Source organism: Variovorax soli, from assembly GCF_031454625.1.
Lineage (GTDB): Bacteria > Pseudomonadota > Gammaproteobacteria > Burkholderiales > Burkholderiaceae_C > Variovorax > Variovorax soli_A.
In genome coordinates this window covers 207,640-219,570 of the sequence record NZ_JAVDRF010000002.1, presented here as the reverse complement: position 1 = coordinate 219,570, position 11,931 = coordinate 207,640, and the positions used below count along the sequence as shown (strand labels likewise).

Below are 11,931 nucleotides of genomic sequence, written 5' to 3'. Positions count from 1 at the left end.
CCCTACTGCATGAACCAGCCATGGCTCACCACCAGCGATTGCCCGGTGAGCGCATTGGTCGGAAAGGCTGCGAACAGCAGCGCGACGCGCGCCACGTCGTCGGTGGTGGTGAACTCGCCGTCCACCGTCTCCTTGAGCATCACGTTCTTGATCACCTGCTCTTCGGTGATGCCCAGGGTCTTGGCCTGCTCCGGGATCTGCTTCTCGACCAGCGGCGTACGCACGAAGCCGGGGCAGATCACGTTGGCGCGCACCCCGTGCTTCGCGCCCTCCTTGGCCACCGTCTTGGCCAGGCCGATGAGCCCGTGCTTGGCCGTGACATAGGGCGCCTTGAGCAGCGAGGCCTCTTTCGAATGCACCGAGCCCATGTAGATCACGCTGCCGCCGCGGCCCTGTGCGTACATGTGCTTGAGGCAGGCCTTGGTCGTGAGAAAGGCGCCGTCGAGATGGATGGCCAGCATCTTCTTCCAGTCGGCGAAGCTGAACTCCTCGACGGGGTGGACGATCTGGATGCCGGCATTGCTGATCAGGATGTCGATGCCTCCGAAGGCCTTCGCAGCCTCCTCGACCGCGGCATCGACCTGTTCTTCGCTGGTGACGTCGACGCCGACGCCCAGCGCCTGCGCACCGCGCTCCTCGAGCTCGGCGGCGGTGGCGTCGGCCGCCTGCTTGTTGAGGTCGGCGATCACGACCTTGGCACCTTCCTGCGCGAACAATTGGGCGATTTCCTTGCCGATGCCGCTGGCCGAACCGGTGATGAAGGCGACCTTGTCCTTGAGTTGCATGGGGATGTCCTTTGGATGACGGGTGGGTGAACGATGGCGCGCCCAGGCGGCGCGCCGCTGAAGGAGGGTGGCTCGGGAATCTTGGGCCAGGCTGACCTTCATCGGCCCCGAGCTTCTCACTGCGGCGCCGCCTGGATGGCCGGCATCCGCATCGGATGGCGGACACGCGGCTGGTGAGGTTCGGCGAGGTCGAAGGTGGTGACGCCGTTGACCTGCGCGGCGGCGCGCAGCAGTTCCGGATGCTCGAACGTGTTGCGGATGTCGCGCAGCCCGGCGTCCCAATGCTCGTCGACCGAGGCGCGCGAGAACTCGTAGTCCTTGGTGTCGAGCTCGTAGGGCTTGTCGCGGTAGATCAGGTGCACGATCTCGATGGGCTGGTGCGTCAGCTGCGCGCACACCGCAGCCACGCTGGCATCCTTGCGCAGCGAGGCCGGCAGCTTGGCGATCAGGTCGGCCACCGCCTGCTGCAGGTTCATGTTCGAGGCCAGCGCGTCGGTGTTCATGCGGGTGCGGCTCGAGTAGGTGATGTCCTTCTGCCGCTCCAGGGTCTCGGCGAGCGTGCGCGGCATGTTGCCGCGGGCGCTGAACAAGTCCACCTGCAGCACCAGCAGCGATTCGGTGCGCGGATGGGTGTCGAGCACGTACTGCAGCGGCGTGTTCGAGACGATGCCGCCGTCCCAGTAGTCCTCGCCGTCGATATGCACCGGCGCGAAGCCGGGCGGCAAGGCGCCGCTGGCCATGATGTGCTCGGGGCCGATGCGCTGCTTGGTGTTGTCGAAGTACACGGAGTTGCCGCTGCGCACATTGACCGCGCCGACGCTCAGGCGGGTTTCGCAGCGGTTGATGAGATCGAAGTCCACGAGGCGCTCGAGCGTGGACTTGAGCGGTGAGTTGTCGTAATAGCTCAGCACCGGGGCTGCGCCGCCGAGCAGCAGCGCGGGGTTGCGCCGCGGCGTGAAGAAGCCCGGTACGCCGAACAGCGCCGCCGAGTTCGCGCTCCACTGGTTGAAAAGCGCGCGGTCGCCCCAGCCCGGCGGCAGCCGCTGCGCCGGGCCTGACGACACCAGGTCCCAGAACTCGCGCAGGCGTGCGATGCGCATGTCGGGCGGATTGCCGGCGATCAGGGCGGCATTGATCGCCCCGATCGACACGCCGGCCACCCAGTCGAGCGCCTTGTGCTGCTCGTACACACCCGCGTACACGCCGCCCTGGTAAGCGCCCAGCGCACCGCCGCCTTGAAACACCAAGGCCTTCTTGGCAGTGGTGATGTCGACGCGGCGGATGGAAGTGGAACCGTTGGGCTTTTTTCTGGGTGTGATGCTGGGCATGGGGCGATTTGACACCATGCAGCCACCTTGAAGTTCCGGCAAGCGGACACCGGACGCAGAGAACGCGAGCGCCCTTCGCGTACGGAGTTCCGTTTTCTAAAGGACTACATCTTCGGCAACAACTGTCCCCGGATCTCGCCGTCCGGATTGGCCGCGGTATGAACGTTGGCGTACCAGCGCCCGGCCATCAGGTCGGCGGCCTGCGCCGCGGTCAGCGTGGCCTGGCCCTCGATCGGGCTCGCGGGGTTCGCGAAGGGGAGCGCCACGCCTGCGTTCGCGCCGGCAGCTGCCGGGCCGTGGAAATGGGCGGCCGTGGCCGGCCCGCTCAGGCCGGTATAGACGATCTTGTACTTCAGGACATTGGTGCTCTTGTCGAGCCAGGCCTCGGCCAGGCCGCTGCCGCGCGTCATGTTGGGCGGCACCTCGCTGGCTGCGTTCATGCTGCCGCTGAAGCTCGCCGTGTTGGACCTCGACATCATCCCACAACCAGCGAGGGCAGCGGTCGCCACGCCGGTCACGAGGGCGGCGCGCAAGAGGGTGGCAGTTCGATTCATGAGCGGATCTCCGTAGTTGCGGGAAACGAACAGCATAGACAGCACGGCGCGCCGCGCGTGTCGGCCACGAGCCCGTTTTTGCGCGGCGGGCGGTGGCATCATCCGGCGCATGACGACTGCTCCCCTGCCCTCCTCCCACGAGATCGCTGCCTTCTGGCGCGACGCCGGTCCCGCCCGCTGGTTCGCGAAGGACGACGCCTTCGATGCCGAGTTCAAGTCGCGCTTCGAGGCCGCGCACCACGCCGCTGCAGCCTGCCGGCTCGACGGCTGGGCGCGCGAGGCCGAGGGCGCGCTCGCCTTGCTGGTGCTGCTGGACCAGTTCCCGCGCAACGCCTGGCGCGGCAGCGCCCACATGTTCGCGACCGACGGCAAGGCACGCGCGATCGCGCACGCAGCCATCGAGGCCGGGTTCGACAGGCAGGTCGACGATGCGCTACGGCCCTTCTTCTACCTGCCGTTCATGCATTCCGAATCGATGGCCGACCAGGAGCGCTCCGTCGCACTGAATGCCGCACTCGATGCCAACACGCAGCGCTACGCCGCGCTGCACCGGGACATCATCGCGCGCTTCGGCCGCTTCCCCCATCGCAATCCCATGCTGGGACGCGAGACCACGCCGGAGGAACAGACCTTCCTGGACCAGGGCGGCTTCGCCGGCTAGCGCGTGGGCGACGAGGGCGCGCCGGGCCGCTCGACGTGCCGCAGCGACCCGTACTTGTGCGCATACACCCATGTGAACTCCGCGCCCAGCAGGAAGATCTGCGCCGAGTAGTAGACCCACACCAGCACCACCACCAGCGAGCCCGCGGCGCCATAGCCCGAAGCCACGCTGCTCTTGCCGATGTACAACCCGATCAGGTGCTTGCCGATGGTGAACAGCAGCGCCGTGACCGCCGCGCCCACCCACACGTCGCGCCACTGCACACGCACGCGGGGCATGATCTTGTAGATCATCGCGAAGCCCACGGTGACCATGACGAAGCTGAAGAGGAAGTTGACGCCCTGCGCCAGCGCGGCCCAGCCGCCGAAGACCGGTGCCCACCACTTGCCCAGCGCCGCCAGTGCCGCGCTCACCACCAGCGACACCATCAGCAGGAAGCCGAGTGCCATGATCATGCTGAAGGACAGCAGCCGCACACGCAGCAGGTTCAGCCAGCTCCTGCCATCCTTGCGCGCCGGCGCGCGCCAGATGCGGTCCAGCGCATCCTGCAACTCGCCGAACACCGTGGTCGCACCGACCAGCAGCAGCGCGACGCCGATCACCGTCGCGACGATGCCCTCCTTCGGCTTGTTCAGTGACTCCAGCATGCCTTGCACCGCCCGCGCGCCCTGCTCGCCCATCAGCCCCGAGAGCTGGATCATGATCTCGCCACGCGCCGCCTCCTCGCCGAAGACCAGGCCCGCCACGGAGATGACGATGAGCAGCAGGGGCGCCACCGAGAACACGGTGTAGTAGGCCAGCGCAGCGCCCATGCTCTGGGCATAGTCCGCCTTCCACGACAGGACGGCCTGCCTGAAGAGTTCGAAGAGCGCGCGGAACTGCATGCCCGCCAGTGTCGCAGCATGGGCGCGGCTGCGCGTCGGCGCCCTGCCCGCGCAGCGGCCGGACCGTGCTGCGAACATAATCTCGGGCGATGCATCCGGCCTCCACCATCGCGGCGCCCTCCGAGCGTCCGCAGCCCCACTCCGTTCGCGACCTGTTCTTTTCCTTCACCTGGCTGGCGCTGCAGGGCTTCGGCGGCGTGCTCGCCATCGTGCAGCGCGAAATGGTCGAGAAGAAGCGCTGGCTGACGGCCGACGAGTTCCTCGAGGACTGGGCGGTGGCCCAGGTGCTGCCGGGGCCGAACGTGATCAATCTCGCCCTGATGATCGGCGACCGCCACTTCGGCCTGCGCGGCGCGATCGCCGCCGTCGCCGGCATGCTGACCGTGCCGCTGGGCGTGATCCTGGTGCTGGCGCTGCTGTACGCCCAGTTCGCCGCCAACCCGCAGGTCGCCGGCGCCCTGCGCGGCATGGGCGCGGTGGCCGGCGGGCTGATCGCGGCGACCGGCATCAAGTTGATCCCCGCGCTGCGCCGGCACCCGCTGGGCTTCGGCGTCTGCCTGGGCATCGTGGCTCTGGTCTTCGTCTCGATCGCCTTCGTGCGCATTCCGCTGGGCTGGGTGCTGCTGGTCGTCGGCGGCATGGCCTGCGTGTGGACCTGGAAGAGGCTCCAGGCATGACCATCGCCATGCACTGGCAGGACTGGCTGGCGCTCTTCGCCCAGTACCTGCTGCTCTCGATGCTTTCCATCAGCGGCGCCATCACCACCGTGCCCGACATGCACCGCTACCTGGTCGACCAGCACGGCTGGCTCACCGACGCGCAGTTCAGCTCCTCGGTCGCGATCGCCCAGGCGGCACCGGGCCCCAATGTGCTCTTCGTCGCGCTGATGGGATGGAACGTCGGCATCAACGCAGGCGGCGGCATCGGCGCCGGCCCGCAGGCCTGGGCCCTCGGCCTGTTGGGGCTGGCCGTCACCATGGTCGGCATCATGCTGCCGAGCACCACACTGACCTATTTCGCGACGCGCTGGGGCCATCGCAACCGCGAGCGGCGCGGGGTGCGCGCCTTCAAGCAGGGCATGGCGCCGGTGGTCGTGGGGCTGCTGGTCGCCACCGGCTGGGTGCTGGCCGCCGGTAACCATGACACCAACGCGCCTGCCTGGCACATCTGGCTGCTGACGGGTGCGACGGCGTTTATCGTGTGGCGCACCCGCCTCCACCTGCTCTGGCTGCTGGGTGCCGGCGCCCTGCTGGGCGCCTTCGGCTTCGTCTGAAATCCTGGAAAGCACCATGCAACTTCGCCCCCTCGGCCGCTCCGGCCTCAAGGTCTCGCCGCTGGCGTTCGGCGGCAACGTCTTCGGCTGGACGGTGGACGAGAAGCTCTCGTTCCGCCTGCTCGACGCCTGGCTCGACGCCGGCTTCAACTTCGTCGACACCGCCGACGTCTACTCCAGCTGGGTGCCGGGCCACAGCGGCGGCGAATCGGAAACGATCATCGGCAAATGGCTGCGCCAGAGCGGCAAGCGCCACCACGTGGTGCTGGCGACCAAGGTCGGCAAGCCGATGGGCGACGACAGGAAGGGCCTCTCGCCGGCTTACATCCGCCAGGCCGTCGACGCCTCGCTCAAGCGCCTGCAGACGGACCACATCGACCTTTACCAGTCGCACGACGACGACGCCGACACGCCGCTGGCCGACACGCTCGGTGCCTTCGCCGAGCTGATCCAGGCCGGCAAGGTGCGCGCGATCGGTGCTTCGAACTACAGCGCGCCGCGGCTCGCCGAGGCGCTGGACGTGGCCGAGCGCCAGGGTCTTCCGCGGTACGAAAGCCTGCAGCCGCTCTACAACCTCTACGACCGCGCGGTGTTCGAGGAGGCGCTGGAACCGCTGTGCCTCGAACGCGGCGTCGGCGTGATCAACTTCTATGCGCTGGCGGCCGGCTTCCTGACCGGCAAGTACCGCAGCGAGGCCGACGCCGCCAAGAGCGCGCGCGGCGCCAACACGACGAAGAAGTACCTGAACCCGCGCGGCCTGCGCATCCTGGCCGCGCTCGACGAGGTCGCGAAGACGCGGGGCGCGACGCCGGGCCAGGTGGCGATCGCATGGCAGATCGCCCGCCCCGCGATCACGGCGCCGATCGCCAGTGCCACCTCCATCGCGCAGCTCGATGAGCTGGCGGCCGCCGCGCAGCTCTCGCTCGACGCCGAGGCGATCGCATTCCTCGATGAAGCCAGCGCCGAGCGCGCACAGCAACGGTAGATGCCCGCCGACACGCGCTGACGGCCGCCGCCGCCTCGATGGCGCGCAGGCACACGGAGACTGGCTCGATCTTCACTTCGGAGAGAAAAACCATGTCTTTCGCGCTCTACATGATCGGCTTCCTGCTCTTCCTGGCCGGCCTGGCCTGGGGGGCCTCGGTCATCGGCATTCCGACGCTCTACATCGGGATCGGCGCCCTGATCCTGCTGGGCATCGGCATCTTCAGCGCCGTCGGGCGCACGCGCAGCAAAGACCCTTCCTAGTCGATCGATCTTCATGCGCCGGGCCTCTTGAAATCATCGGGGCCCGCTCCTAATTCCTCCCCGGGAAGCGCCGGAGGCGTCTCCGACGCTCCGTCTGGTTCAACCTTATGGAGGTTTTCGCCATGTATCGATCCTTGTTTCCACGCGACCTGTTCGCCGAGGTGGATCGCCTGCAACGCGAAATGCAGCAGGCCTTCGATCTGTCTCCGAGCATCCGGGGTCTCGGCCGGGGCGGTTTTCCGGCGCTGAACGTCGGCGGCACGCCGCAAACGGTCGAGATCTATGCGTTTGCACCCGGCCTCGATCCCGCCACCCTGGATGTGCAACTCGACCGCGGCCTGCTGACCTTGGCCGGCGAGCGCACATCGGCGCTGCCGTCCCAGGGCGATTCGAAGTCCACCGTGCACATCAATGAGCGCTTCGCGGGCAAGTTCCGGCGATTGCTGACCCTGCCCGAGGACGCCGATCCGGAAGCGATCAAGGCGGACTACCGCGATGGCATCCTCCACATCACGGTCCAGCGGCGTGCATCCGCGCAGCCCCGCCGCATCACGATCCAATGAAAGGAGCAGCGACATGAACGACATCGATACTGTGCGCCCGAACACTCCCTCGACCGCCGCTCGCAAGGACAAGGCGGGCTACGGCGAAGCGGCGCTGACGCCGCCCGTCGACGTGGTGGAGGACAGCACCGGCATCACCCTGTATGCCGATCTTCCCGGCGTTTCGAAGGACAAGCTCCATCTGCAAGTCGAGTCCGACACGCTCACCATCGATGCGGAGTCGGACCTGAACGTGCCGGAGGCGCTGCAGTCGAGCCACACGGAGGTCGGCCTCGCGCGCTTCCACCGCGTCTTCACCTTGAGCAAGGAGCTCGACACCGAGAAGGTCTCGGCCGAGTTGGCGGCGGGCGTGTTGACCCTGCGCATCCCCAAGGTGGCCCAGGCGCAGCCGCGGCGCATCGACGTCAAGGTGAGCTGACCGCGCACTGCTGCCCCTCCGCGCGCCGCGGCCACCCGGAGGGGCGCTCCGGCCCACGGGGCGTTAAGCTGTCGCATGGGGCGAAGCGGCTCGCGCGCGAAGTGACCGCGGCCCCTGTGGCAAGTGACCGCAACCCCTGTGGCACCTGACCCGAGAAGAACCGGAGTGAGGAAAAAATGAAAGAAGACGGCGAGGTCAAGCGCTTCGTCTACGAAGCCTGGGACATCAGCATCTGCCTGGAAGCGCTGGCTTTCGAAGGGCAGGCCTCGGGCCACGCGGACCTGTGGCGCGACGGGGAGCACAAGTGCCGCGTCGCCCTGACCGGCCGCTTCGAGGACGCCGCCAGCGCTTGCGATGCGCTGGAGCGCAAGGCGATGGCGTGGGTCGACGAGTGGAAGGCGCGCGATCACTCCGGCGAGACCGGCTTTGCCAGCCTCTGATCAGCCGGTGCTGCGCTGCCGCATCGCCTCGTAGAGGCACACTCCGCTCGCCACGGAGACGTTGAGGCTCTCCACCGCGCCGGCCATCGGGATGCGCACCAGCTCGTCGCAGGTCTTGCGCGTGAGCTGGCGCATGCCCTCCCCTTCGGCGCCCAGCACCAGTGCGAGCGGCCGCCGCAGGTCGCTCTGGTAGAGCGTCCCGGGCGCATCGTCGCTGGTGCCCACGCACCAGATGTTGCGCTCCTTGAGCTCGTTCATCGTGCGCGCCAGATTGGTCACCATGAAGTACGGCACCGTCTCGGCCGCGCCGCTCGCCACCTTGGCCACGGTCGCGTTGATGCCGGCGGCATGGTCCTTGGGCGCCACCACCGCATGTGCGCCCGCGCCATCGGCCACCCGCAGGCAGGCGCCGAGGTTGTGAGGGTCGGTCACACCGTCGAGCACCAGCAGCAGCGGCACCGTGCCGGCGGCCTCGAGGCCTTCGAGCAGCTCGTCGAGCGAACGGGTCTGCGCGATCGGCTGCACCCGCGCAGCCACGCCCTGGTGGCCGTGGCTGCCGCTGAGCTTGGCGAGGCGCAGGCCATCGGCCTCGATCAGGCGCACGCCGGCCTCCTGCGCACGGGTGACGAACTGCCGCATGCGGGCATCGCGCCGGCTGGCGTCGAACAGCACCTCGATCACCGATTGCGGCGCGGTCTTGATGCGCACGCCCACGGCATGGAAGCCGAAGATCACTTTGGGGGAAGACATGGCGGGATTATCGAGCCCGCCTCCAAGCGGTCCGGCTCAGACGCCCTGGTCGTCGAAGCCCACGCGCCCGGCCTCGATCGTGATGCGCCGCTCGCACTGCGCGGCGATGCCGCGGTCGTGCGTCACGAGGACGAGGGTGGTGCCCAGTTCGCGGTTGAGATCGAACATCAGCCGCATCACCTGCTCGCCGGTGGCGAAGTCCAGGCTGCCCGTCGGCTCATCGGCCAGCAAGAGCGCAGGCTGGACCACGAAGGCGCGGGCCAGTGCCACCCGCTGCTGCTCGCCGCCGGACAGCACCTTGGGATAGTGGTTCAGGCGCTGGCCGAGGCCGACGCGGCCGAGCATCTCGGTCGCGGCCTTGCGCGCGTCGCGGCGGTCGGCCAACTCGAGCGGCAGCATCACGTTTTCGAGGGCGCTCAGGTTGCCCAGCAGCTGGAAGCTCTGGAACACGAAGCCGACCTTGCGCGCCCTGAGCGCGGCACGCTCGTCCTCGTCGATGGCGAACAGGTCCTCGCCGGCGAGCTTGACGGTGCCGCTGGTCGGCGTGTCCAGCCCCGCGACGATCGACAGCAGCGTGCTCTTGCCCGAGCCCGAGGCGCCGACGATGGCGGCCGTTTCGCGCTCGCCCAGCGTGAAGTCGATGTCCTGCAGAATGTCCAGCGTGCCGGCGGAGTCGGTGACCGACTTGAAGACGTGTTCGACGGCGACAATGGCTGCAGGTGGGATCGAGGACATTGAAAAGGTTTGCGCGTGGTGGATCGACGTCACTTTATCTTGGCCGGCGCCCTGGCCGGTTCCGCGGGGCATTGGCGCGTTGCCCGGGCCCAGCCCGGCGGCGGCAAGCCGGTGATCCTGGTCGTCGGCGACTCGCTGTCCGCCGAGTACGGCCTCAAGCGCGGCGAGGGCTGGGTACCGCTGATGGAAAAGCGCCTGGCCGAGCAGAAGATCGCAGCCACGGTGATCAACGCCAGCATCAGCGGCGACACCACGGCGGGCGGCCGCGCTCGGCTGGCGGGCCTGCTGGCGCAGCACAAGCCGACGCACGTGGTGCTCGAACTGGGCGCCAACGACGCCCTGCGCGGCCTCTCGCTGGCGGGCACCGAGGACAACCTCATGCAGATGACCAAGGCCGCCCAGGCGGCGGGCGCCCAGGTGCTGATCGTCGGCATCCAGGTCCCGCCCAACTACGGCAGCGACTACACGCGGCGCTTCGAGGCCATCTTCGGCAAGGTGGCCGGCGCCACCAAGGCGGCGCTGGTGCCCTTCCTGCTCAAGGGCATTGCGGACGGCGCCGACGCGGCAACGCTGTTCCAGCGCGACCGCATCCATCCGACCGCCGCCGCCCAGCCGCGCATGCTCGACAACGTGTGGCCGACGCTGCGAAAGCTGCTTCCGGCCAAGTGAGAGGAAAGACGCAAAAAAAGCCGCTGCAGGCCTCGCCGGCGGCGGCTTTTTTTCAGTGATGGGTGTAGCGAGACGTGTCGCAGCGGCTCAGCCGTCCTTCGTCGGCAGTTCGGGCACGGTGGGCGGATCGCGCTCCAGCGAGGCGACATCGGTCTCGGGGTCTCCCGGCGCGAGGCCTTCGCTGCTGGGGTTCAGCTTGCGAGCGGCTTTTTCGCGTGCCTTGTCTTCCTTCTTCTTCTTCTTGGCCAACTCCTTCTGACGTTTCTCGTAGCCGTAGTTCGGTGTTGCCACGTTCACTCCTTCCTGAAAGGCAGTCCCGGTGACTGCGCGTGCTTGACTGTACGCGATAAAGGGGGCGGTTCAGAGTGCCGCGAGGGCTTGTTCGAGGTCGGCCCGCAGGTCCTCCGCGTCCTCCAGCCCGATCGAGAAGCGCACCAGCGTGCCCTTGTGAGGCCAGTGCGAAACCTCCGGGTCGCGCATCAGGCCGATGTCGTAGGGCACGACCAGGCTGATCGGCCCGCCCCAGGAGTAGCCGAGCCGGAACAGCGTCAGGCTGTCGCAGAAACGGTCGACCTGCGCGGCGCTGTAGCGGCCGTCGAACACCACGGAGAACAGGCCCGCCGCCAGGTCGGTGGCGCCGCACAGCCGCAGCCAGTTCGCGTGGCCCGGCGCGCCCTCCAGCGCGGGATGCAGCACCTGCGCGATCTCCGGCCGATCGGACAGCCAGCGGGCCAGCTCGCGGGCGCTGCGGTCGTGCGCCTCGTAGCGCAGCGCGATGCTGGGCAGCGAGCGCAGAAGCGCTTCCACGTCGCCGACGCCGGTGCCGAAGCCCATGCGCATGTGGCTGAGCTTCAGGGCCCGGTGCAGCCGCTCGTCGCGCGTGATGACGCTGCCCATCAGCACGTCGCCGCCGCCGCTCGGGTACTTGGTGAGCGCCTGGATCGAGATGTCGACGCCCTGCCCGCTGCCATTGAAGTCGAAGGGGGCGAAGGCGAGGCCGGCGCCCCAGGTGTTGTCCAGCGCCGCGAGCACGCCGCGCGCTCGGCAGGCCGCCGCCAACGCGGGCAGATCCGGGAACTCCATCGTGACGGAGCCGGCGGCCTCCATCCACACCAGCCGGGTTCGCTCCGAGATCTTGGCCGCGAGGTCGGCCGGGTTCATCGGGTCGTAGAGCCGATGCGTGATGCCGAAATGGGCCAGCTCGCCGGTGCACAGCGCCTTGTTCGGGCCGTAGGCGTTATCGGGGAGCAGCACCTCGTCGCCGGTCTTGAGGAAGGCGAAGGCCACCAGCGCGATCGCAGCCAGGCCGCTGGGCGCGAGCAGGCATTCGGTGCCGCCTTCCAGCGTCGCCAGCCGCTCCTCGAGCGTGAAGGTGGTGGGCGTGCCGTGCAGGCCGTAGGTGTAGCCGGCCTTCGTCTTCCAGTCGCGCGCGCGCATGGCCGCGACGTCGGCGAAGAAAACGGTGGAGGCCTTGTAGATGCCCGGCTGTGGCGCGGCGAAGTTCGCGGGGGGCGTGTAGGGGTGGTGGATCAGGTCGGTAATGGGCTTGCGCATGCCGCCATGCTAGTCCACTGCCCCGTGCCGGTCGACGCCACGGAAGCGGCGCCCGATGCAGCGTCGCTG

17 protein-coding genes are annotated in these 11,931 nt (G+C 68.4%); 9 read left to right on the top strand and 8 right to left on the bottom strand.

Annotation, left to right across the window (positions count from 1 at the left end; all coding sequences use genetic code 11):
* Nucleotides 1-2: 2 nt before the first annotated feature.
* From J2739_RS04915 to J2739_RS04905, 3 genes are all read right to left on the bottom strand, one after another.
* The gene (locus J2739_RS04915) at nucleotides 3-785 is read right to left on the bottom strand and encodes a 3-hydroxybutyrate dehydrogenase (protein ID WP_309899138.1); all 783 of its coding nucleotides are present in this window, start codon (nucleotides 783-785) and stop codon (nucleotides 3-5) included.
* A 116-nt stretch (nucleotides 786-901) separates the two neighbouring features.
* The gene (locus J2739_RS04910; protein WP_309899136.1) at nucleotides 902-2,113 is read right to left on the bottom strand and encodes a patatin-like phospholipase family protein; all 1,212 of its coding nucleotides are present in this window, start codon (nucleotides 2,111-2,113) and stop codon (nucleotides 902-904) included.
* A 104-nt stretch (nucleotides 2,114-2,217) separates the two neighbouring features.
* Nucleotides 2,218-2,667: a CHRD domain-containing protein gene (locus J2739_RS04905; RefSeq protein ID WP_309899135.1), complete on the bottom strand. Its 450-nt coding sequence runs from the start codon at nucleotides 2,665-2,667 to the stop codon at nucleotides 2,218-2,220.
* Nucleotides 2,668-2,776: 109 nt separating this feature from the next.
* Here J2739_RS04905 and J2739_RS04900 point away from each other — a divergent pair, with 109 nt between their 5' ends.
* Complete coding sequence (locus J2739_RS04900) at nucleotides 2,777-3,328, top strand: DUF924 family protein (protein WP_309899132.1); 552 nt, start codon at nucleotides 2,777-2,779, stop codon at nucleotides 3,326-3,328.
* On the opposite strand, the gene J2739_RS04895 is transcribed toward J2739_RS04900, so the two are convergent.
* A complete protein-coding gene (locus J2739_RS04895) occupies nucleotides 3,325-4,212 on the bottom strand; it encodes a YihY/virulence factor BrkB family protein (protein ID WP_309899935.1) in 888 nt (295 codons plus the stop codon). The genes J2739_RS04900 and J2739_RS04895 overlap by 4 nt on opposite strands.
* 89 nt (nucleotides 4,213-4,301) lie before the next feature.
* Here J2739_RS04895 and J2739_RS04890 point away from each other — a divergent pair, with 89 nt between their 5' ends.
* The 7 genes from J2739_RS04890 (at nucleotide 4,302) to J2739_RS04860 (ending at nucleotide 8,154) form a co-directional block, all read left to right on the top strand.
* On the top strand, nucleotides 4,302-4,889 hold the full coding sequence (locus tag J2739_RS04890; protein WP_309899131.1) for a chromate transporter: 588 nt from the start codon (nucleotides 4,302-4,304) through the stop codon (nucleotides 4,887-4,889).
* On the top strand, nucleotides 4,886-5,485 hold the full coding sequence (locus J2739_RS04885; RefSeq protein WP_309899129.1) for a chromate transporter: 600 nt from the start codon (nucleotides 4,886-4,888) through the stop codon (nucleotides 5,483-5,485). The genes J2739_RS04890 and J2739_RS04885 overlap by 4 nt, the downstream gene beginning before the upstream one ends.
* A gap of 16 nt (nucleotides 5,486-5,501) precedes the next feature.
* Nucleotides 5,502-6,470 carry an aldo/keto reductase gene (locus J2739_RS04880; RefSeq protein ID WP_309899127.1) on the top strand — a complete coding sequence of 323 codons (969 nt, stop codon included), beginning with the start codon at nucleotides 5,502-5,504 and terminating at the stop codon, nucleotides 6,468-6,470.
* 92 nt (nucleotides 6,471-6,562) lie between these two features.
* The gene (locus tag J2739_RS04875) at nucleotides 6,563-6,733 is read left to right on the top strand and encodes a hypothetical protein (RefSeq protein ID WP_181360598.1); all 171 of its coding nucleotides are present in this window, start codon (nucleotides 6,563-6,565) and stop codon (nucleotides 6,731-6,733) included.
* A 122-nt stretch (nucleotides 6,734-6,855) separates the two neighbouring features.
* Nucleotides 6,856-7,296: an Hsp20/alpha crystallin family protein gene (locus tag J2739_RS04870; protein WP_309899933.1), complete on the top strand. Its 441-nt coding sequence runs from the start codon at nucleotides 6,856-6,858 to the stop codon at nucleotides 7,294-7,296.
* A gap of 13 nt (nucleotides 7,297-7,309) precedes the next feature.
* Entirely contained in the window at nucleotides 7,310-7,714 is a 405-nt protein-coding gene (locus tag J2739_RS04865) for an Hsp20/alpha crystallin family protein (RefSeq protein WP_405053826.1), read from the top strand.
* Between the two features lie 176 nt (nucleotides 7,715-7,890).
* A complete protein-coding gene (locus J2739_RS04860) occupies nucleotides 7,891-8,154 on the top strand; it encodes a hypothetical protein (protein WP_309899125.1) in 264 nt (87 codons plus the stop codon).
* On the opposite strand, the gene rlmB is transcribed toward J2739_RS04860, so the two are convergent.
* Entirely contained in the window at nucleotides 8,155-8,904 is a 750-nt protein-coding gene (gene rlmB, locus J2739_RS04855) for a 23S rRNA (guanosine(2251)-2'-O)-methyltransferase RlmB (RefSeq protein ID WP_309899123.1), read from the bottom strand.
* 36 nt (nucleotides 8,905-8,940) lie between these two features.
* Nucleotides 8,941-9,639, bottom strand: coding sequence for an ABC transporter ATP-binding protein (locus J2739_RS04850; RefSeq protein WP_309899121.1), 699 nt, complete (start codon nucleotides 9,637-9,639; stop codon nucleotides 8,941-8,943).
* Nucleotides 9,640-9,657: 18 nt separating this feature from the next.
* Between J2739_RS04850 and J2739_RS04845 the strand changes: the two genes are divergently transcribed.
* Nucleotides 9,658-10,308, top strand: a complete 651-nt coding sequence (locus J2739_RS04845) for an arylesterase (protein ID WP_405053825.1) — start codon at nucleotides 9,658-9,660, stop codon at nucleotides 10,306-10,308.
* 87 nt (nucleotides 10,309-10,395) lie between these two features.
* Here the strand turns inward: J2739_RS04845 and J2739_RS04840 are convergent, their stop codons facing one another.
* Together J2739_RS04840 and J2739_RS04835 are read right to left on the bottom strand one after the other, a co-directional pair.
* A complete protein-coding gene (locus J2739_RS04840; RefSeq protein WP_309899119.1) occupies nucleotides 10,396-10,599 on the bottom strand; it encodes a hypothetical protein in 204 nt (67 codons plus the stop codon).
* Nucleotides 10,600-10,668: 69 nt separating this feature from the next.
* Entirely contained in the window at nucleotides 10,669-11,862 is a 1,194-nt protein-coding gene (locus J2739_RS04835; RefSeq protein WP_309899117.1) for a cystathionine beta-lyase, read from the bottom strand.
* Between the last annotated feature and the right edge of the window lie 69 nt (nucleotides 11,863-11,931).